This is a genomic window from Pseudomonas sp. NPDC090203 (genome assembly GCF_044746765.1).
GTDB lineage: Bacteria > Pseudomonadota > Gammaproteobacteria > Pseudomonadales > Pseudomonadaceae > Aquipseudomonas > Aquipseudomonas putida_AD.
Genome location: NZ_JBIVCV010000007.1, coordinates 303,248 through 322,303, shown reverse-complemented (window position 1 = coordinate 322,303; position 19,056 = coordinate 303,248). Strand labels below are relative to the sequence as shown.

At 62.3% G+C, this 19,056-nt stretch carries 15 protein-coding genes; 3 read left to right on the top strand and 12 right to left on the bottom strand.

All coding sequences use genetic code 11. The annotated features are described in order from the left end of the window. Positions 1-69: 69 nt before the first annotated feature. From ACIPO9_RS14940 to ACIPO9_RS14930, 3 genes are read left to right on the top strand one after another with little or no spacing between them, the layout of a single operon-like run. Positions 70-2,250, top strand: a complete 2,181-nt coding sequence (locus ACIPO9_RS14940) for an FUSC family protein (protein ID WP_400781712.1) — start codon at positions 70-72, stop codon at positions 2,248-2,250. Further along, positions 2,240-2,440, top strand: a complete 201-nt coding sequence (locus tag ACIPO9_RS14935; protein WP_400604914.1) for a DUF1656 domain-containing protein — start codon at positions 2,240-2,242, stop codon at positions 2,438-2,440. Before ACIPO9_RS14940 ends, ACIPO9_RS14935 begins: the two co-directional genes overlap by 11 nt. A gap of 16 nt (positions 2,441-2,456) precedes the next feature. Continuing rightward, complete coding sequence (locus tag ACIPO9_RS14930; RefSeq protein WP_400781709.1) at positions 2,457-3,311, top strand: efflux RND transporter periplasmic adaptor subunit; 855 nt, start codon at positions 2,457-2,459, stop codon at positions 3,309-3,311. Positions 3,312-3,344: 33 nt separating this feature from the next. Here ACIPO9_RS14930 and ACIPO9_RS14925 read toward each other — a convergent pair whose 3' ends face one another. The 12 genes from ACIPO9_RS14925 to algK form a co-directional block, all read right to left on the bottom strand. Next, the gene (locus tag ACIPO9_RS14925; protein WP_400781707.1) at positions 3,345-4,763 is read right to left on the bottom strand and encodes a hypothetical protein; all 1,419 of its coding nucleotides are present in this window, start codon (positions 4,761-4,763) and stop codon (positions 3,345-3,347) included. Positions 4,764-4,939: 176 nt separating this feature from the next. Beyond that, positions 4,940-5,764: an SDR family oxidoreductase gene (locus tag ACIPO9_RS14920; RefSeq protein WP_400781704.1), complete on the bottom strand. Its 825-nt coding sequence runs from the start codon at positions 5,762-5,764 to the stop codon at positions 4,940-4,942. A gap of 29 nt (positions 5,765-5,793) precedes the next feature. Continuing rightward, positions 5,794-6,258: a multidrug transporter gene (locus tag ACIPO9_RS14915; protein ID WP_400604906.1), complete on the bottom strand. Its 465-nt coding sequence runs from the start codon at positions 6,256-6,258 to the stop codon at positions 5,794-5,796. 170 nt (positions 6,259-6,428) lie between these two features. Further along, positions 6,429-7,883 (bottom strand): mannose-1-phosphate guanylyltransferase/mannose-6-phosphate isomerase, encoded by a 1,455-nt coding sequence (locus tag ACIPO9_RS14910; protein WP_274135471.1) that lies wholly within the window; start codon positions 7,881-7,883, stop codon positions 6,429-6,431. Between the two features lie 217 nt (positions 7,884-8,100). Next, entirely contained in the window at positions 8,101-8,757 is a 657-nt protein-coding gene (locus tag ACIPO9_RS14905) for an alginate O-acetyltransferase AlgF (RefSeq protein WP_400781796.1), read from the bottom strand. Between the two features lie 37 nt (positions 8,758-8,794). Continuing rightward, positions 8,795-9,967, bottom strand: a complete 1,173-nt coding sequence (locus ACIPO9_RS14900) for an alginate O-acetyltransferase (RefSeq protein WP_400781701.1) — start codon at positions 9,965-9,967, stop codon at positions 8,795-8,797. 10 nt (positions 9,968-9,977) lie between these two features. Next, positions 9,978-11,543 (bottom strand): MBOAT family O-acyltransferase, encoded by a 1,566-nt coding sequence (locus tag ACIPO9_RS14895; protein ID WP_400604902.1) that lies wholly within the window; start codon positions 11,541-11,543, stop codon positions 9,978-9,980. A gap of 210 nt (positions 11,544-11,753) precedes the next feature. After that, on the bottom strand, positions 11,754-12,890 hold the full coding sequence (locus tag ACIPO9_RS14890; RefSeq protein WP_274135475.1) for a mannuronate-specific alginate lyase: 1,137 nt from the start codon (positions 12,888-12,890) through the stop codon (positions 11,754-11,756). A 7-nt stretch (positions 12,891-12,897) separates the two neighbouring features. Next, a complete protein-coding gene (locus tag ACIPO9_RS14885; protein WP_274135476.1) occupies positions 12,898-14,349 on the bottom strand; it encodes an alginate O-acetyltransferase in 1,452 nt (483 codons plus the stop codon). A 13-nt stretch (positions 14,350-14,362) separates the two neighbouring features. Next, positions 14,363-15,994, bottom strand: coding sequence for a mannuronan 5-epimerase AlgG (gene algG, locus ACIPO9_RS14880; protein ID WP_400781697.1), 1,632 nt, complete (start codon positions 15,992-15,994; stop codon positions 14,363-14,365). A 142-nt stretch (positions 15,995-16,136) separates the two neighbouring features. Next, positions 16,137-17,642, bottom strand: coding sequence for an alginate export family protein (locus ACIPO9_RS14875; protein WP_274135478.1), 1,506 nt, complete (start codon positions 17,640-17,642; stop codon positions 16,137-16,139). Further along, a complete protein-coding gene (gene algK, locus ACIPO9_RS14870) occupies positions 17,639-19,054 on the bottom strand; it encodes an alginate biosynthesis TPR repeat lipoprotein AlgK (protein ID WP_274135479.1) in 1,416 nt (471 codons plus the stop codon). Before algK ends, ACIPO9_RS14875 begins: the two co-directional genes overlap by 4 nt. Between the last annotated feature and the right edge of the window lie 2 nt (positions 19,055-19,056).

Genomic DNA, 19,056 nt, shown 5'->3' with positions numbered 1-19,056 from the left:
CGTGGCCGCCAGTAGGAGCGCGCTTGCCCGCGACTGCGATCTGCCTGCCAACACAGGTCCTGAACTGAAATGGTCCTGACCTGGTTCAAATCCCTGGAATGGCGCCGTGAGCTCAATGGTTGGGCGCGCAGCGACGGGGTGACGTGGATCTACATCGCCAAGGTGCTGCTCGCGGCATTCCTGACCTACTGGGTCGCGATGCGCCTGGAACTGCCGCAACCGCGCACGGCGATGATTACCGTGTTCATCGTCATGCAGCCGCAGAGCGGGCATGTGTTCGCCAAGAGTTTCTATCGCCTGTTGGGCACCCTGGCGGGCTCCGTGGTGATGGTCACCCTGATGGCGTTGTTCGCCCAGAACAGCGAACTGTTCCTGGGCAGCCTGGCGATCTGGGTCGGCTTCTGCTGCGCGGGGGCTGCGCGCTATCGCAACTTTCGCGCCTACGGTTTCGTGCTCGCCGGCTACACCGCGGCGATGACTGGCCTGCCAGCCCTGGCCCATCCGGAAACCGCGTTCATGGCGGCCATGTGGCGGGTGCTGGAGATTTCCCTGGGGATCGTCTGCTCGACCCTGGTCACTGCCGCGATCCTGCCCCAAAGCTCGGGCGCCGCCATGCGTAATGCGCTGTATCAGCGCTTCGGCGTTTTTGCGCGATTCGTGGTCAGCGGGCTGCGCGGCGAGACTGACCCGGCAGCGACCGAGGCCAGCAACGTGCGTTTCATTGCCGATGCCGTGGGGCTGGAAGGCCTGCGCGCGGTCACGGTTTTCGAAGACCCGCACATGCGTCGGCGCAACGGCCGCCTGAACCGCTTGAACAGCGAATTCATGAGCATCACCACGCGCTTCAACGCATTGCATCAGTTGCTTGAGCGTCTGCGACGTCGCGGCGAGACACCAGCGATACAGGCCATCGAACCCGGCCTGCGAACCCTTGCCGAATTGCTCGAACACTTCGCCGGACGCGCCCTGACCGATGCCGATGCCGCCTCGCTCGCCGCGCGCCTGAGCGTCTACAAGAGCGAGCTGCCGAGCCAGGTTCGCAGCCTGCGCGCCGAGTTCGTCAAGACCGACCCGACTGACGACGAGTTGCTGGATTTTCACACCGCCTTCGAGCTGCTCTACCGCTTCGTCGACGACATGCACGATTACGCGCAAACCCACGCCTCGCTGGCCGATCACAGCCACGAGCGGGAGAAGTGGGTCGAGCCGTTCGTCAACACCACCAACTGGATGCTGTCGCTGGCCTCGGGCCTGCGCGCCACGGTGATTCTGGGCGTGATGTCGGCGTATTGGGTCGCCACTGCCTGGCCCAGTGGCGCGACCATGACCCTGGTGTCGGCGGCGACCATCGCCCTGTCGGCCACCACGCCTAACCCGCGCCGAATGGCGTTTCAGATGGGTTGCGGCACGGCCTTGGGCGCACTCTTGGGCTTCTTCGAAACCTTTTTCGTGTTCCCACAGATCGACGGTTTTCCGCTGTTGTGCATGGTGCTGGCGCCGGTGTTCGCCTTCGGCGCGTTCCTGACCACGAGGCCGCAGTGGGTGGGCGTCGGGCTGGGGCTGCTGATCTTTTTCAGCATCGGTTCGGCGCCGGACAACCTGACCGTCTACAACCCCTACAGCTTCATCAACGACTACATCGCCATGGTCATCGGCATGCTGCTGTGCGCGGCGGCGGGGGCGATCATCATGCCGCCCAACAGCCGCTGGTTCTGGCGCAGGCTGGAGGGTGATCTGCGCCAGCAGGTGAGTTTCGCCATCAGCGCGCCGCTCAAGGGCATCCGTTCGAATTTCGAGAGCCGCACCCGCGACATCATGCATCAGGCCTACGGGTTGGCCGCTGGCAAACCCGAGGTGCAGCGCAACCTGTTGCGCTGGATGTTCGTGGTGCAGGAGATCGGCCACGCGATCATCGAACTGCGCCGCGAGCAGGACGCCTTACCGGTGCACCCAAGCTACGCCGAATCCCAGGCCTGGCGCCAGGCGATCCGCGCGATGGGCCGTTCGCTGGTACGGCTGTTCATAGCTCCCGATCGCCACAACCTGGCGCGCAGCCTGTACGCGGTGGACCACGCGATCATCTGCGTGCAGAACACCGACGAGCCGTTCGCCCCGCACTTCGATACCTCGGCACTGCGGCGGGTCAAGAGCTACCTGCACTTCATCCGCACCTGCCTGCTCGACCCGCAATCGCCACTGGCCGCCTACGCGCCGGCCCAAGCCGCGCAAGGACTTCCCCATGCCTCGTGAAATCGCCTTCCACGGCGTTTACATGCCCACCGTGACCGTCATGTTCCTGGTGGCCATGGTGCTCGCCTGGGCCCTGGACCGCTTCATGTCCGGGTTCGATCTGTACCGTTTCTTCTGGCATCCGGCGCTGCTGCGTCTGAGCCTGTTCAGCTGCATTTTCGGCGCGATGGCGCTCACTGTTTACCATTGAGGTGCATGGTTCAAAGATGAAAAAGCTTTTCAGCCTGATCGCCACATTGTTGATCCTGGCCCTGGCCATCTGGATCGGCCGACTGCTGTGGATTCACTACATGGACACCCCCTGGACCCGTGACGGGCGTGTGCGCGCGGACGTGATCAACGTGGCGGCCGATGTCAGCGGCGTGGTGGTCGATGTGCCGGTCAAGGACAACCAGCCGGTGAAAAAGGGCGACCTGCTGATGCAGATTGACCCCGAGCATTACCAGTTGGCGGTCAAGCAGGCCGAGGCGATGGTGGCTTCACGCAAGGCCACCTGGGAGATGCGCAAGGTCAACGCGGCGCGCCGCAAGGACATGGACGCGCTGGTGATTTCCGCGGAAAACCGCGAAGACGCCTCCAACGTTGCCAACTCGGCCCAGGCGGATTACCAACTGGCGGTGGCGCAACTGGAAGCGGCGCAGTTGAACCTGCAACGCACCAAGGTGCTGGCGGCGGTGGATGGCTACGTCACCAACCTCAATGTGCATCGCGGCGACTATGCGCGCATCGGTGAGGCGAAGATGGCTGTGGTGGACCGCAACTCGTTCTGGGTCTACGGCTTCTTCGAAGAAACCAAGCTGCCCCACGTCAAGATCGGCGACCCGGCGGACATGCAGTTGATGAGCGGCGAAGTGATGAAAGGCCACGTCGAGAGCATCGCCCGGGCCATCTACGACCGCGACAACCCGGAAAGCCGCGAACTGATCGCCGACGTCAACCCGACCTTCAACTGGGTGCGCCTGGCCCAGCGCGTACCGGTACGCATCCATCTGGATAACGTCCCGGACAGCCTGGTGCTGGCCGCGGGGATTACCTGCACGGTGATCGTCAATCCGCAGTAATCATGTGTTGATGCTGCCGGTTGAACGCTAGCCTCAGGTTTTATTGAGCGCCTTCAAGGGGTGGAAGGGGTAAGGGCGCAGGTGCTTGAGCTGCGCGAGTACCTTGCTGGCCACCTGATGTTGTGACACCAGGGAATAACTCTTGCCCAGAAGCTTGCGGGCCAGCGGCCCGACTATTTCCACAAGGGCCGCCAGCAGGGCCGTATCGTAATGTTCTGCGGCTTCCTGGGGCGTGTCGGCTTGAGCGCCTCGTACCACTTGCAGCGCCGCTGAGGTCTGGCCCAGCAGAAAGGACACCAACATACGTGCCGCCACGTGTGTTCCGCCGGTCAAGGGGAGCGTGGCGGCGAGGGAGAGTGCCTGAAGCATGAACACGCCGACCGTCAGCAATTGGTCGGTCAACCGTTCGCTGTCGGTGGACACCAGCGTGTCGATATCCGAGAGCATCCGCTGGATCCGCAGCGCGTGGAGCGCCTCGAAGGGCTCGTTTACCTTGTAGAACCACAGGGGCGGCAACTCCGCAAAGCTGCGGTTGCCCGACACACTGACGAATCTGAGTTGGTCGTGGCCTGGCTTGATCTGCTGGTAAAGAGGCATGCGCTGCAGAACCAGACGACGCAGTTTCGGCGATGTGGTGACGAAGTGGTAATGACTGATGAACTCGGCGGGCAATGGCACGACTGCGTCGGCTTCATCGGCACCAAGGAATATCATCAGGCTGTCGGCTGAGCGGTCATTCTGCCAGCGCAGTTGCAGGCATTGCGTCACGTCCACGCGGGTGTGGCGGGACTGGTAACGCACCAGCTCCAGAACCGTTGCGCTGCCGCCATATGCATTGGCCAGTTTCTTATGAGCTGCGCTGATGCCAGCCCGCCTGGCGAACCGTTCCAGTCGCTGGCGGACCTCTGCCCTGGCCTGCAGTGTGAGCAGGAACTTCGCGTTGGGCGTGCCGAGCCGGGTGCGCACGCTGGCCTGATAGCTCGTCTGCAGGTTTGCCGACTCAAGGGCCTTCGTCAGGTCCGGCGGGTAGTTTTTGGGCCAGTTGATCTCTACATCGGTGAATGCAGCAAGATCCTTTTGGTAGGCATCGGTGACGATCTCGTCGAGCGGGAAACTCTTGCGCTCCCGTCGCGATGTGACCGTGCCGCTTCCCGTCAGGCCCAGATTGGAATGACGCTGACGAAAGCTGACCGAGATTTGGGTGGTGGCGTTGATCTGTTCCTTGAGGGCCGGGGGTGTCGTGGAGCGATCGATCAGCTTGCGTATCGCACCGTGGATGTATTGCACAGGGTCCAGAAGCGCCGGGTCGTAGACGTCATCGATGAGGGCGATCATCTCATCGGTGAGCTGGTTCAGTTCCGCGTCGCTGAGTTCAGGTTCGAGTTGCCGGGTCGATGCCTCGGGTTCGGCGGCACGAGCGCTTTTATCGGCAGGTGGAGGAGGAGATTTCATGGTGTCTTCCTTGACAGTTGCCAGCCTCACGGAGAGGCCTTTTGGATAAGCCCGTTTTCAGGGCGACTGAAGGAAGTATCGGATCATGGCGGGCTATTTTCTGTAGCCCGTTTCTTCAAGTTCATGGGTATTCGGCGTCAGCCTAGATACCCTGATTCGCCGGGTGGGATTGCTTCTCAAAGAGGGCCTTGAAGCTTGAAACGCTTGCTCAGAATCCGTTCCAGCACGGCCTTGGGCAGCAGGCGTGCCATCAGCGGCAGTGCCCGGCTACCGTTGCCGGAGCGCAGCAGGCGCGGCGGGTTGGGCTTGCTGACTGCGGCGAGCACGTCGCGGGCGAAGTCGCTGGCGGGAGTGGGGTTGGTTTGCGAGGCGTTGGCGCGGGCGCGGATGCCTTCGCGCAGGGGCCACCAGGGTGAGCCTTCCTGGATGACCTGTTCGGCTTCATGGCTGGCGTTTTTCGCGAACTGGGTGTCGATGGCGCCGGGCTGCACTTCCATGACCCTTATGCCGAATGGCGCAAGCTCCATGCGCAGGGCGTCGCTCATGGCCCCCACGGCGGCTTTCGATGCGCAGTAGGCGCCGCCGAACGGCGTGACCAGCACCCCGGACACGCTGCCGATGTTGACCACTAGCCCCTTGTTTTTACGAAGCAGACCAAACAGCGCGCGGGTGACGCCGACGATGGAAAACACGTTGGTCTCGAACTGCCTGCGCATGGCCTCCACACCGCCGTCGAGCAGCGGGCCGATGCCGCCGTAGCCGGCGTTGTTGATCAGTACGTCCAGCCCTTTGCCATGTGCTTCCAGTTGCTCGGTCAGGCGGGCGAGGGCAGCGCTGTCGTTGACGTCCACTTGCACGGCGGTGAAGCCGGCAGCGGCCAGCATCTGGACATCCGCCGGCTTGCGCGCTGTCGCCCAGACCTCATAGCCCGCAGCCTTGAAGGTGTCAGCCATGGCGCGGCCGATGCCGCTGGAGCAACCGGTAATCAATACGACGGGCATGGGATTCGTTCCTTGAACAATGAGAGGGCTCAGCCGGAGAAAGTGCCTTGCAGGCGCTCGGCACGAAACTCCAGGGTCTGCGCGCGATAGCCGTTGCGCAGCGGCGGCAGCGGGAGGCAATCCTGCCACTGGCTGCCGGGCAGCAGTTCACCCGGGCCACGGTAGCGTGGGGCGGTGTAGGTGTCGTCGGCCAGGTTCACGGTGTCGCCGGCTGCGTAGGCGGCGACTTTCCAGCGCAGTTCCTGCAGGGGGACGTCGTTGCCGTTATCGATCAGCACCAGCAGGGGGCGGCCGACCGGGCATTGTTGCGGCGCGTAGCTGATGCGCAACTGCAAACGCTCCAGACGCTGGGCGTCGCGTTTGTCCTGCCAGACCACGATACCGGCCACGATGGCCAGGCAGACCGCTGCCGCCAGGGAAACCGGCAACGCCTTGGCCGGGTAGCGCAGCAGCAGGACCAGCCAGGTGAGGATCAGTACGGCGCCGATGATCATGTGTTCGGTCTCGCGAATGCAGATAGAAGCATCCTACCGAAAGGTGGGCCGGGTATCGAGGGGCCGTGCTGCTACGGGAGGGTGGGGCAAAAAAAAGCCCCGGCCCACCTTCTGCGGATGGGGATACGCAGGAGGCGGGCTGGGGCGTTGCAAAGGGTGTTACAAGAACATCAACGCGCGATGGTCTGGGTTCTCACACCTGCTTCGATGCCAGGGGTGGAACGGCCGTAAACGTCTTCGAAACGCTCGATGTCGTCTTCGCCCAGGTAGCTGCCGGACTGCACTTCGATGATTTCCAGCGGGATCTTGCCCGGGTTGCGCAGGCGGTGAACCGAGGCGATCGGGATGTAGGTCGACTGGTTTTCGGTCAGCAGGAACACGTTTTCGTCGCAGGTGACCTGAGCGGTACCCGACACCACGATCCAGTGTTCGGCGCGGTGGTGGTGCATCTGCAACGACAGGCTCGCGCCCGGCTTGACCGAGATGCGCTTGACCTGGAAGCGGCCGCCCATGTCCACCGAGTCGTACGAGCCCCACGGGCGATAGACTTCCAGGTGGTTCTGGGTTTCGCTGCGGCCCTGCTCGTTGAGGGTGTTGACCATCTGCTTGACGCCCTGAACCTTGTCCTTGTGGGCGATCATCATGGCGTCCTTGGTCTCGACCACCACGATGTTGTCCAGGCCGATCACGGTGACCAGTTTGCCGTTGCCCTGAATCATGCAGTTGCGGCTGTCCTGGATGACCACGTCGCCTTTGGTGACGTTGCCGTTATCGTCCTTGTCATGCACTTCCCACAGCGACGACCAGCAGCCGACATCGCTCCAGCCCGCATCGAGCGGCACCACGCAGGCGCGCTGGGTTTTTTCCATGACTGCGTAGTCGATGGAGTTGTCCGGGCAGCAGGCGAAACTGGCCTGGTCCAGCTCGATGTTGTCACCGTCGTGCTTGCTGCGCTCAAGGGTCAGCAGGCAGTTGTCGTAGATGTCCGGATCGTGCTTTTTCAGCTCTTCGAGGTAGCGGCTGGCGCGGAACAGGAACATGCCGCTGTTCCAGTAGTAACCGCCGGCCTCGACGAATTCCTGGGCGCGTTTTTCGTCGGGCTTCTCGACGAATTGTGCGACGCGGCTAACGCCTTCTGGCAGCAGGGCGTCGGCGGTGGACTTGATGTAGCCGTAGCCGGTTTCAGGCTTGGTGGCCGGGATGCCGAACAGCACCATTTCGCCACGCTCGGCGGCAACGGTGGCCAGGGCCAGTGCGCGTTGCAGGGATTTCTGGTCATCGATGACGTGGTCGGCCGGCAGTACCAGCATCAACTCGTCACGGCCTTCGTTGGCCAGCATCATGGCGGTGATCGCCACGGCAGGTGCGGTGTTGCGACCGAACGGCTCCATGATGATCGCCTGGGTGTCCAGGCCCAGGCCGTCCAGTTGCTCGCCGACGATGAAACGGTGGTCCTTGTTGCACACCACGACCGGGTGCTGCATGCCTTCGAACTGCAGACGCTCGAGGGTCTGCTGGAAGAGCGTGTGTTCGCCGGTCAGTGCCAGGAACTGTTTCGGAAACTGTTTACGCGAAAGAGGCCAGAGTCGGGAACCGCTGCCACCTGACAAGATCACTGGAATCATTTTGTTTCTCCAAAATTTCGATAGCGTTTGTTTGGGCTATACGTCGGTTATGTCTGTCGTTTCGGGTTTTTCTAGTTGTTGGGAGCCTGTAGGAGCGCGCTTGCCCGCGAAGGCGTTTTGTCTGCGACATTGATGTGTCTGGTCCATCTCAATCGCGGGCAAGCGCGCTCCTACGGCCTTCGGCCAGAATCAAAAGCCGAAGGCGGTGTTCTCGGTATTACTGCGTCGAAGTCGGGCGCTTGACCCAGACTGGCGACAGGTTGCTGCCGTTGCCGGTGACGTACAGCACTGCGGCTTCACCGCGCTCCAGCGCCACTGGCTTCAGGTCGCTGACTTTCTTGTCGCCGTCGAACAGCGCGAAGCTGACCTTGACCGGGTTGATTTCACGCTCACCGGTGCCCTTGGCTTTGACCGAATCGACCACGGCGGTCTTGCCGTCGGCGGTTTTCAGGGTCAGGGGCTTGTCGCTCAGGTTCTGCACGCGCACCAGGGACTTCTGCTTGTTCTTGAACGGCGGCTCTTCAACCAGTTGCGGTGCGCCGGAGGTGTTGTTGACGATGGTGTAGTAGTGATCGCTCGCCAGTTTCACCGGCAGGGTGTTGCTGCCGATCTTGGCGCTGTAGTCGCCCTGAGGCATGAAGCTGAAATCACTGCTGGCCAGCGGGCCGATTTCGTTGAGGCTGGTGTTGCCCACGCTTGCGCTGATTTCGGCGTTGCTGGCGTTGTAGACACGCACGAAGGTCGAGCCTTTCGGTGCGGTCGGGCCGTACAGGGCAGCGTCGCCACCGGCGAAGGCGGAGAGGGAGACGAAGCCCAGGCTTGCGGCCAGGACGCAGGTTTTCAGCAGGCCGGACTTAGTGGAACGGGTAGGCATGTGAGTGGTGGTCTGCATAGTCATGTGAGGATTCCTCTCAGTTTTGCGCCCGGTTGGGCGATTCGTTGTTGGCGTTTTGAGCCAGATTTTGTTGTGGGTCACGAGCCTTCTTGAGTTCGGCGATCCACTGCGGATCGAACTCGGTCAGGTCGTTGTGAGCGGGCAGGTAGCGCTCCGGGAATTCCCAGATGAGCACCTGCGGCGGGCTGCTCTTGAAGGCGTCGGTCTGCAGATACTTGAGCATCGGCAGGATCGGGCCATGGCCGTCTTCGGCGTAATTCACCACGTCGCTGTGCAAGGCCTGTTTCAGGGCGCCGGCAAAGTTCCAGTTGGGGTTGGCGCTGTAGCTGGTGCCGACCAGGCCGACTGCCACCGAGTTGTCGGCGAACAACGCATCGCCACCGTCACCCTCGGATTGCGCCGGGTTGGTGCTGCGCTGTTGCAGATCGTCCGGCTTGGGCAGCAGGTTGCTGAACAGCGGATCGAGCGGCAGGAAGTTGGTCAGGTCGCCCTTGTACGGCGCGCTGGATTTGGCTTCGGTGACGAAGGTCTGTGGGTCGCCGCTCAGCGGGGTCTGTTTGGAGATCGCCTCGCCCAGTTGCTGTGCCACGACTTCGGCGCCCATCGGCGTCCAGTGGGTATCAGTGCGCAGGAACACCTGGCCCTTGTCCTTGGCGCTTTGCAGCGGCGCCAGCAGGTCAGGGGCGAAGATGCCGGCCTGATTCACCTGGGCGTGGAACTGCTGGTACAGGTCGGTGTGCAGCGCGGACGGCTTGGTGTCGCCGAGGTGTTCCGGGTACAGACGGGTCTTGGCCGGAACGATGGCCAGCACCAGTTGCGTGCCGTGGGCCTTGAGGGTGTCGCGCACGCCCTGGATCAGCGCCAGGTTGTCCGCTTCGTTCTGCTCGCCGTTGGCTACCGCGTCGAACTCTTCGTCGGTGTACAGCCACTGGTCCTTGCCCAGGATCACGCCCGGACGGCCTTCGTTGAAGACCTTGTAGTCCAGCGCTGCCCAGAGGTTGGTGCCCAGGCGCTTGATCGGGAACTCGTCGTCGTAGTGGGTTTCCACGGCCTTGGTCCAGTGACCGTTGAGCACCGTGGTTTCCTTGGACGTCGAGAAGCCGACGAAGCTGCGCAGCGACCACAGGCCCAGTGCCAGCAGGATGGCCAGGAACAGGAAGATGTAGAGGAAGCGTAATGAACGGGTCATGTCAGGTTCCTCAGAACTGGAAGTACAGGAACGGCGAGAAGCTGGCCGCCGAGAGTTTGAGAATCGAGGCCACGAACATCAGCAGGATCAGGGCGCGCATGGCGTAGCGCGACCAGTCGGCGGTCCAGTAGGCAGGCTGCACCTGTGCATCGGTACCGACGATGTAGCCCGGCTGATGAATGCTGCCCGGCTTGTCACCCGGTACGGCCTTGATCAAGCCAGGCACTGCCGAAGCAGGGCCGTCGGTTTGAGCCGGCGTGTCACCTTTAGGTTTCTCCGGTGCACGATTGCGGTAGAAATCACGCAGGCCAAAGAACGCCAGGGTGATGTAGGCCACGATCAGGGTCGCAACCTGCAGGCCGGTGAGGCTGGCGCGGTTGAGGTCCGACAGCTGCCATTCGCTGAAGCTGAACATTGCGCCGTACATGCGGGCGGCAACGTGCAGGTTCTCGGCGCGGAAGATCACCCAGCCCATCACTACCAGCAGGAAGGTGAAGGCCCAGCGCACCACGTTGAACGTCTTGGGCGCGGTGTTGATGCCCAGCGCCTTTTCAATCGCCAGCCACACACCGTGCCAGGCACCCCAGACGATGTAGGTGATGTTGGCGCCGTGCCACAGGCCGCCCAGCAGCATGGTCAGGAACAGGTTGCGGTAGGTCGCGACCTTGCCGCCGCGGTTGCCGCCCAGGGTGATGTACAGGTAGTCACGCAGCCAGGTGGAGAGGCTGATGTGCCAGCGACGCCAGAACTCGGTGATCGACTGGCTGACGTAAGGCTGCTTGAAGTTTTCCATGAAGCGGAAACCCATCATCAGGCCCAGGCCGATGGCCATGTCGCTGTAACCGGAGAAGTCGAAATACAGCTGCGCGGTGTAGGCCAGTGCGCCAAGCCAGGCATCGCCCGTGGTCGGGTTCTGCAGCGCGAAGCAGTGGTCGGCCACCACGGCCAGGGTGTCGGCAATGAAGACTTTCTTGATGAAACCCTGCATGAACCGCGTGCAGCCTTCGCTGAACTTGTCCAGCGTGTGGGTGCGGTTGTTGAATTGGTCGACCAGGTCGCGGAAGCGCAGTACCGGACCTGCAATGAGGTGCGGGAAGATCGCCACGAACGCCGCGAAGTCGATGAGGTTGCGGGTCGCCGGCGTATCGCCACGGTAGACGTCGATGATGTAGCTGATGGACTCGAAGATGTAGAACGAGATACCGATCGGCAACAGCACGTGGGTCAGGATGAACGGCTCAAGACCGAACGAGGTCATGATCGCGTTGAGGCTGTCCACGCCGAAGTTGGCGTACTTGAAGTAGCCCAGGATGCACAGGTCGACCGCCACACCCAGCAGCAGCCAACGCTGTGCGGGTTTGGTCCGGACCCCGGCGGCGCCTACGCGCAGGCCGATCCAGTAGTTCCACAGTGTCACGGCTGCGAACAGTGCCAGGAAGTCCACTCGCCACCACGCGTAGAACACGTAGCTGGCCACCAGCAGCAACAGGTTGCGGTAGCGGTTTCCGCTCACGTAGTACAAGCCGAGGAACACCGGCAAGAACAGGAACAGGAACACGTTGGATGAGAAAACCATCCTTATCTCTCCAGTTGTCCAACATCAAGGGCCAAAGCCCCCCCAAACCCCCCATGAAAAATCGGAGGGGTGAAACAAACATCTCATTGCCAACGCCGTCCCTGTAGGAGCGCGCTTGCCCGCGATGAGGCCGGTACATCCGACGTCAATGTGTCGCGTGGCAGGTCGCAATCGCGGGCAAGCGCGCTCCTACAGGTGTGAGTCGTGTTTCTACGAACCGCCTTTCTCGCCTTTCTCGTGAGAAGGGTCATAGGTGCGGGTCATGTCGCCGCCCAGGCGGAAGTTCTTGAACGGCTGCATCTTGTGCTTGCGCTCGAGCACGTCAGGGCCGCAGTCGTAGAGCGAGCAGTAGGGTTCGAGCCAGGCGAATTTCATGTCGGTTTTCAGATCCGTCATGTCTTGCTGCTGGCCGTCACGCGCCTGGAATTCGCTGCCCGAGTTCTGCACGCCTGCCAGCACCCGGTCACCCAGTCGCTTGAGTGCGCCGTTGTTTTCAGGACGCAGATCGACACCGTTGGCCTGGGCGAAACTGGCGATCATCGCCAGCGGCGGCAGGGCGTAGTTGTGGTACGCCAGCGCGCGTTGCTTGCGCTTGAGCTCGTTAGGCAAGAAGCCCTGCGGGTCGACCTGGTTGGCCGCGACCTTGAACTCCTTCACCGACCAGTCGAACAGGTCGCGGCGGTTGGTCGCCACGGCGGTGGACATCACCGACCAGGCAGCCCAGTAGGAGTGGTTGTTGATCTTGTCCAGCGGCAGGTTGCTCCAGTCGCTGACCACCTGATCGGCCAGTTTGCTGAACCAGGCCTCGATCACCTGCGCGTCCTGGCCACGGGTGGCCAGCGGGTGCGAATCGGAGAACTTCAGGCGCAGATAGGACGACGACATGCTGCCCAGCGCCCATTTGCGCATCGACTTGCCGGTGTGGTTGAAGTCCTTGGATTCCAATGCATCGGCTTTTGCCCAGGTGGTGAGCATGCCCAGCGCGCAATCCAGTTGCTCGGGACGACCGTCGCGCATGTACTGCATCACCACCTTGCTGGTGTTGCGCTCCATGGTGGTGATGTCCTTGGTGGTGTCACGGAAGGCTTTTTCCGAGGCCACGTTCAGCGTTGCGCGGGCCTTGTCCGAACCCTCGTACTTGCTGCGAAACTGCAGCGAGCCGGTGTAGGGCTGGGGCGTGGCGTCACAGGAGAACTTGTTCTCGCCGGTCTTGAATTTCTCGACACCCTCGTAATAGCCCTGGGGCGGTACGAGGGTCGAGGCGGCACTGGCGCTGGTGGCGAACGTCGATGCAGACAGCACCGCCAGCGACAGAAGGGTTGGGAGCATCAGTTTTGGAGTGTGCATATGAGCCTCATAACCCGGCTTGCGCGGTTTGATGCGCGACATTCGGGAACACGTTGCGTTTGCATACTTTCGCTTCGACTTCCTGCGGCGCAGTGCCTGCTTCAGGGCCCTGCACTTCCAGTGCGAGCAATTGCTGGTCAGCCCAGTCCTTGTCGTCGCGCAGTTCGAAGGAGAAGCGCCCGTCGGTTTCGGATGTTTCAGGTTTTTCGATCTTCAGGTCTTCGTGGCGGCCGTTCATGTACCAGAGGCGCGCCTGAAGGGTTTTCACCGAGGTGTCGGCGAACTTGATGTCGATCTGGTTGCTGCCGTTGCGCACATCCTTGATGCCGTTTTTGCCGTTGACCAACAGTTCGTTGGTGCCTGGCTTGAGGGTGGTCTTGGTGCTCATCAGCGCCGGTTTGCCTTCGCAGCCGTTGTCCAGCAGCGACATCATCTGGCGGTAGATGGTCTCCTGGTCCAGGCGGTAGAGCGGCGAGAATTCCCAGATGAGAATCTTCGGCGGATGCTGCTGGAAGTCGTCGCTGCCCAGGTACTGCAGCATCGAACCTTCAAGGCCGCCGCCGGGGAAGGCGACGTTCAGCACGTCGGCGCCGATGTACTCCTGCAGGAAGCCTGCGAAGTTGTAGTTCTTGCCACTGTGACTGGTACCGACCAGGGTGATTTCCGGGTTGCCGGAATCGCCGAACAGGTCGCCGTCGCCCGCTTCGCCTTTAGGTTCGGTCTCGAACTGATCCATGTACTGGATGGCGTAGCTGGTGCCGCACAATTGACCGGCCATGTTGTGCAGAGTGCCCTTCTTGCCCATGCGACCTGACAGGTGGGTCTCGAATTCGCGCTTGGGAATGTCCTTGAAGGCCGCCATCTTGTGCACCGAGTCGGCCACGATCTTCGCGGTGCGCTGGGCGCCGTACGGGGTCCAGTGCTGGTCGCCGCGGAAGTAGAAATCGTGGGCCTGCTGCTCGTTGGTCAGAGGCGAAAGGTCAGGCACGGTGTAGCCCATCTTCGCGAAGCGGCCGAGCATGGCCTGGTAGTTGCGCAGGGCCGTGTTGTAGTCGAACTTGTCGCGCTCGGCCGGGAACAGCTTGTTGCGATCGACCAGGCCGCGGGTCGGTTGATAGACCACCACCAGTTCTACACCCTTGCTCTTGAACGCATCGTGCAGCTCTTGCATGCGACGGTAGCCTTCGGGGGTGGTGTCGAACTCGGTGCGCAAGTCCTCGCGAGTACGGAACAGCCAGTCGCCCTGGGCCTGTACCAGCGTGGTGAAGTTCTGCTGGTAGCGGCTGACGTAGTTCTTCTCGTCATGGGCTTCCGGGCAGAGGCTGCAGCAAGGCTCGGCGGTGAAGTTCGGCGTCGCGGCATCGGCGGCGTAGGCTGCATTGCTTGCAGCCAGCATCACCAATGTAGCCGCTGCGGTGAGGCCGGAAAGGCTGAGCAGTTTGATCAAATGTGCGTGCATAGAAATATCTTCCTCAGTCCCGGAGTTGTTTCTGGCTTTCAACCGGGTCGATCAACACGGCTTTCTGTTGGCGCACCAGCAGGTCGAGGATCTCGTCCTGGCGCTCGCCCAGTACACCGTTGAAGCTGATCCCGCTGCTCTTGGTCGGTGCCAGCATCGACACCTTGTACAGCTCGACACTCAGTGGCGAGTCGATGGACAGCGGGCCCGAACCGTTGGAGGTCAGCTCGCCGCCGACCATGATCAGCGACACTTCGGCGTCGAACGGGTCGAGCTTGATGTCGCGGTCGGTGTCGGAGAGGTCCTTGATGTGGCCGTAGACGCCCATCAGGCCATTGCCCACCGCCAGGTTCTCGTACAGCTTGATGTTGGTGCTGTTGCGAACGCGGATGCCGTGGCGCTTGTTGGCGAACACACGGTTGCCCCACAGCAGGTTGTCGGCACTTTCATACAAGGTGATGCCGTCGGTGTGGTTGCGGTAGATCTCGTTGTAGGCCACCAGGTTGTTGACGCTGTTACGGTCCAGGACGACGCCGGAGAGGTGGTTCTCGAAGCTCTTGTTGTTGATGATGAAGCTGTCGTTCACCTCACGGGAGATGATGATCCCGTGCTTCTTCCTGGTCCCGTAGACGGTGTTCTCGGCGATGATCAGGCCGTGGGAACGGTCGTGCGGGTCGATGCCGTAGACGATGTTGTCGCGGTAGGTGTTGCCCTTGACCACGAAGCCCCGGGTTTCATAGCAGTAGTAGCCGTACCACATGTCCGAGAACTCGGAGTTGACGATCCAGCCGGTCGGGTCCGGACGGTTCATCTGCGCCTTCATGTTCGGCGTGTACTGGGAAATACTCAGCCCGTACGACTTGCTGTTGTTGTACCCCAGGCTCGCCACCTTGGTGTTGAACATGTAGGTCTGGCTGCCGCCCCAGGACAGCAGGAACGGACGAAATTCCTTCGGCGTCTTGTACAGCGACGGGCCGTTGGTTTTCTCGCTCCAGCCGGTGAGCCGGGTGTCGGCCATGAACAGCTGGTTGTCATTGACCAGAAACGCACCGGCTTCCTGGGACAGGCGCAGTTCGCGGGTGGTCTTGTCGACTTCCAGGATGCCTTTCTTGCCGACCACGATCGGCAGACGCGCCAGATACACGCCCGGCGAGGTTTCGCTCAGGTACTGTTTGGGCACCTTTTTGGCGAGTTCCTGCAGGTTCATGTAGCCGTCATCGACGAAGATCGCCTGCGGGATGCCGTGCTGACGCGCAACCCATTCGGCCATCTTGTTGTCGCCGCCGATGAATTCCTTCAGCGCGTCTTCCTGCATCATGCGGCGGATCGAAACCTTGCCCGCCTTGCTGCGCACGATCTTCTTCTGCATCGCCTGCTGGGTGTAGCCCGACAGGTCCGGCAGCTTGGGCTTGTCCATCATCAGCGGCTCAACGGGTGGGCTGGTGATGGTGTAGGTCTTGGCCTGATGCAGGCCCTTGACGACGTCCTCGCCAGCCGCCGGTTGCGCGGCCGCAGCGGGCGCCGCCGGAGCGGTGTTGGCCATGGCCCAGGGGCTGGCCAGCAGCAGGGCGCTGCTGAGCAACGCGCTTTCCAGCAGCGCGTGGGGCCAGGCCCTGTGGCGCACATTGTTTATATGGCTGTTCATGTCATTGCACTCTCATCAACCTGAATACCGACCTCTAAGCGCACGCACCCGTAGCAGCACGGCTTGCCGGCGGTAGCGATCTTGCGGACGTCCCCGCCGGCAAGCCGCGCTGCTACGGGGGTGGTGTGAGCCTTGGTCGTCATCAGAAGCGCCAGATGACGTCGACGATGGCGCGGTGCATGTAGGTGTCCACACCGCTGCCGTACGCATCGCCGGGTTTGAACACGCCTGCGCGCAGGCGAATCAGCGCCGAAGGCTCGTCGAAGGACTGGCTCACCGAAGCGGGCAGCAGGCCCTGCTTGAAGTACTTGGTGACCACCAGGTCCATCTCCTGACCCAGGTCCTTGTTGCCGTCTTCCATCGGCAGCGAGGTGAAGGTGGAGACGCCATCGGCATCCACGCTTTCGCTGGCCGGGTTGACGCCTGCGCCACCGATGCCGGCGTGGCCGTCCACGCGGCGGAACTTGTGGTAGATCAGCGAGGCGTCGTAGTCCTCCTGCATCTGCCAGGAGGCGAACAGCGAGCCGGATTCCACGTTGGCCATTTCGCCCTGGAAGGCTTCACCGAAGCGATGCACGCGCGAGCGGGTACCGGTCCAGTTCGAGCGGTTGCTCTCAAGGCCGTTCTGCTCGTAGTTCTTGCTGGCACGCGAATAGGCGCCGCCGACTTGCCATTGCGGATCGAGACGGAACCGCAGGCCCAGGTCGGTGGCCCAGCCGCTGACGTGGCTGCTGTCTTTCTGGCCGGCCAGGAACTGGTCGGTGGTCGCGTCATAGGCCGAGCCGATCTGGTCGCGGTTACCGGTCAGCCAGGTCAGGCTGCCCCAGTAGTTCACGGTATTCAGGTTGCGGTAGTTGTAGGCATCGCTGTTGGCCTGAAGACCGAGCCAGGTCAGGTCGCCACGAGTGGTCTTGTCCAGATCGTCGATAGCCTCGCCCTGATGTTTCAGGCTGCCGCCGTCGTGGCTGTGGTGCGCGCGGATGCCGGCCCACTGGCCTGGCGTCCACTGGTATTCCACATCGCCAAAGACGTGCTGGCGATCCTTGTCCTGGGCCGACAGTTCGGTGAGGTCAGTGCGGTATTCGCTGAAGCGCTGGGCGGCGCCGACTTCGGCCTTGAGCAAGGTGGTGTCGAAGGTCCAGTTCAGCGCTTCGATGTTGGTGTCGTGCCACTGGCCGTCATCGTTGCGCAGGCGCTGGCGACCGAGTTTCAGAATCTCGCCGGGGTAGGGCGTGAAGCCGCTGTAGCCGATCCAGAATTCACGCAGGGCCGCGTAGCTGTCATCCACTTCACGGCTGCTGGAGGTCTTGCGTACGCGCTGGGTGGTCTGGCCGTTGGCGTCGGTGGCCTGCTGGTCCAGCGGGTCGGTCTGGATGGTGTCAGTGGCGGTCACCACTTGGCCCATCGCGTAACCGCTCCAGTTGCCCCACTCGCCGTACATCCAAGGGCGCAGGTCCAGGCCTACACCGTTGACGTCGCCACCACCACGGGTGCCCAGGTCACGGTCGTCTTCCATCTGGCCGGTGGCTTTGACTTCGATGCCGAAGTTCTGGCTGTCAGTCAGGGCAGCGAGGGTTGGCGTGGCCCAGATCAGGGTGAAACCCAGACCCAGTCCGGCCGCCATCAGAGGGTTCAACTTAAGCTTCATAGGGGTGCGTCCTCGCCGTCTTTTTCTTCTTGCAGGGCCTGCATAGCCAGGGCGTTTTGCGCCGTGGTGCCACGCACCTGCTGTTCGCGTTGCAGCAGGCTCTGGGCCTGGGCGCGTTTCTCGGGCGGCAGTTGATCATTGAGTTGCTGGGCAAGATCCGCTGCCTGCGGAGTGCCCTGGGCCTGTGCGAGCTGGCCGAAGACCCAGGCGTTGACCGGATCAGGCTTGATGCCCTTGCCCTGGGAGAACAACTGCGCCAGGGCGTAGTCGGCGCTGTTCTGGCCACCGCGTGCGGAGGTCAGCAGTTCGTTCACCGCTTTCTGCGGATCGGGGTTGCCCAGGTAGCCACGGCGGTACAACTGGCCCAGGTAGTAGTGCGCGGAAATCTGCGTCGGGGCGGCCTTGAGCAGGTGCTCCTCGGCTTTCTTCGCGTCCGGCAGCACCAGCTTGCCTTCGTAGTAGACCTTGCCGAGCAACAGTTCGGCGCGGGGCTGGTCAGCGGCACGGCCGTTGTCCAGGTACTCCATCATCTTGTTGACGTCACCCAGTTCGGGATAGTCGTAGAGCAACTGCGCAAGGCTCACCCAGGACGCCGGGTAGCCAGGCGCGACTTTCTCCAGCAACTGCTGGGCGGTCTTCTCGTCGGGCTTGCCGAGGGTCGAATCGGCCAGCACACGGGCGACGGTGTCGACACGCATGGCCGGCACGCTGCCGGTGGCATAGCCGCTTTCCATCTGCTTGAGCAGCTCGGCCTGCTTGTCGGCTTCGCCGCGCTTCTGATAGACGGTGGCCAGCTCCATGTAGCAGACGTCGTTGGTGCGCAGCGCCTGTTTGCAGATGCTTTCGACTTCACCCAGATGCTGGTCGTAGGTGCCCTGGGTGCGATACAGCAGCACCTGGGCCAGGCCCGCTTCCGGGTAACCCTGGGCGCGCCAGTCGTTGATCTTCTGCTGTGCATTCACGTTGGGGAACGTGTGCGGGTATTGCAGGTAAAGCATCGCCAGTGGAATCAGCGTGCCGGCTTCGCCATTGGCGAACGCCTTCTGCAACAGGCCCTCGGCTTCGCGCTGCTCGGCCTCGGTGGAGTTGGGCTTGACCGCCAGCAGCTTGCCCAGGCGCGATTGCGCCCGTGGCGAGGTCTGGGCGGCGGCGCGGTAAGTCGCCTCGGCCTGCTTGATGAGTTCCGGGTCGCGGGTGCCGACCTGGATATCGGCCAGGCCAACCTGTGCGTCGCTGTAACCCATATCAGCCAGCTGGCGATAGTTCTGTTCGGCCAGCGTGGTGTCGCCGCGCTTGAGGGCTTCGTTGGCCAGGCGCTGGTCGGGCAGATTGATACCGCACCCGCCCAGTCCCAAGGCGATGGCCAAGCCCAGCAACGCCGGGGCGGATACGCTTCGTAGAGGGCCAGTCATGT

Bases quoted from the DNA above. Each gene is read 5' to 3' on its own strand.
- ACIPO9_RS14930 (WP_400781709.1), top strand. From the start codon at position 2,457: ATGAAAAAGCTTTTCAGCCTGATCGCCACATTGTTGATCCTGGCCCTG.
- ACIPO9_RS14925 (WP_400781707.1), bottom strand. From the start codon at position 4,763: ATGAAATCTCCTCCTCCACCTGCCGATAAAAGCGCTCGTGCCGCCGAA.
- ACIPO9_RS14935 (WP_400604914.1), top strand. From the start codon at position 2,240: ATGCCTCGTGAAATCGCCTTCCACGGCGTTTACATGCCCACCGTGACC.
- algG (WP_400781697.1), bottom strand. From the start codon at position 15,994: ATGAACAGCCATATAAACAATGTGCGCCACAGGGCCTGGCCCCACGCG.
- ACIPO9_RS14875 (WP_274135478.1), bottom strand. From the start codon at position 17,642: ATGAAGCTTAAGTTGAACCCTCTGATGGCGGCCGGACTGGGTCTGGGT.
- ACIPO9_RS14885 (WP_274135476.1), bottom strand. From the start codon at position 14,349: ATGCACGCACATTTGATCAAACTGCTCAGCCTTTCCGGCCTCACCGCA.
- ACIPO9_RS14940 (WP_400781712.1), top strand. From the start codon at position 70: ATGGTCCTGACCTGGTTCAAATCCCTGGAATGGCGCCGTGAGCTCAAT.
- ACIPO9_RS14895 (WP_400604902.1), bottom strand. From the start codon at position 11,543: ATGGTTTTCTCATCCAACGTGTTCCTGTTCCTGTTCTTGCCGGTGTTC.
- algK (WP_274135479.1), bottom strand. From the start codon at position 19,054: ATGACTGGCCCTCTACGAAGCGTATCCGCCCCGGCGTTGCTGGGCTTG.
- ACIPO9_RS14915 (WP_400604906.1), bottom strand. From the start codon at position 6,258: ATGATCATCGGCGCCGTACTGATCCTCACCTGGCTGGTCCTGCTGCTG.
- ACIPO9_RS14890 (WP_274135475.1), bottom strand. From the start codon at position 12,890: ATGCACACTCCAAAACTGATGCTCCCAACCCTTCTGTCGCTGGCGGTG.
- ACIPO9_RS14920 (WP_400781704.1), bottom strand. From the start codon at position 5,764: ATGCCCGTCGTATTGATTACCGGTTGCTCCAGCGGCATCGGCCGCGCC.
- ACIPO9_RS14905 (WP_400781796.1), bottom strand. From the start codon at position 8,757: ATGCCTACCCGTTCCACTAAGTCCGGCCTGCTGAAAACCTGCGTCCTG.
- ACIPO9_RS14910 (WP_274135471.1), bottom strand. From the start codon at position 7,883: ATGATTCCAGTGATCTTGTCAGGTGGCAGCGGTTCCCGACTCTGGCCT.
- ACIPO9_RS14900 (WP_400781701.1), bottom strand. From the start codon at position 9,967: ATGACCCGTTCATTACGCTTCCTCTACATCTTCCTGTTCCTGGCCATC.